The organism is Bartonella sp. MU70NMGDW (assembly GCF_042194085.1).
Classification (GTDB): domain Bacteria; phylum Pseudomonadota; class Alphaproteobacteria; order Rhizobiales; family Rhizobiaceae; genus Bartonella; species Bartonella grahamii.
Genome location: NZ_JBHIMK010000517.1, coordinates 1 through 821 on the forward strand (window position 1 = coordinate 1; position 821 = coordinate 821).

Annotated in this window: 1 protein-coding gene and 1 pseudogene; one reads left to right on the forward strand and one right to left on the reverse strand. The window is 35.3% G+C overall.

Translation table 11 applies throughout. The features are described 5' to 3' along the window. Window positions 1–273, forward strand: a pseudogene (locus ACFIKE_RS11905) (hypothetical protein); the annotation flags it as partial. A gap of 9 nt (window positions 274–282) precedes the next feature. Here ACFIKE_RS11905 and ACFIKE_RS11910 read toward each other — a convergent pair. Next, window positions 283–821: hypothetical protein (locus ACFIKE_RS11910; RefSeq protein ID WP_375627150.1), on the reverse strand; the 539-nt coding region annotated here is incomplete at its 5' end.

Here is an 821-nt window from a genome sequence, read left to right on the forward strand (position 1 = left end):
AATTACCTTTGTGCAAAGGGCTTGCCTAATGCGATTTATGACGAAATGCCGTCATCATCTGATGATAAAGCAAGAGATAAATGGGTAGCATTTGCAACAGAGCAGTTTATCAACATGCAAGAGGCACTTAAAGAAGCACAATGCCTCTATAGACAGTATAATCTTTATGCAGCACTACAGTACCTCGTTATAGAAGATCAGATATTACCACATCTTGTGAATTCATTACGTGTTGCTCTTAATGTGCTTCAGAAACATTTTGATCGTAAATGACAAGCTCTATTACGGTTTCATTATATAGTATATCCTTCGTAAGTTTCCGCAATGTTCACTGAGTTCCTTTAACCATTTATGATCATTTGTTTTCACGTGAGATACTATGTTATCTACTTGTTCTTTTCTGAAATCGTAACGCTTAAGAAATTTTTTTGCATAATAAATCATTGGATCCTCGTTATCATTGACCACGTCGTATGCCCACATAAAATCGCTTTCACTCCAATCATATTCATCGCGTAAACGCTTTATTACATTGGGTAGATCCATTTGCGACATCTCCTTATTATAATCACCCCGCAATAAACTCACAATGGATGCACAACCAACAACTGATATGTGACGATACAATATATCTTCCTTGTTAAAAAATGAATATTCTCCGCCATTTCTGAGTGAAAGTTCTTCTGCTTTGCGTACCTTTTCAGAATGCATAGAGCCAATATATGATTCACTTACGTATTTATTGTAAAGTTGATTATACTTCTCTATAGTATCTACACTTGTAAACATACGCGTCAATTTGTCTATAAATCCAAATGACG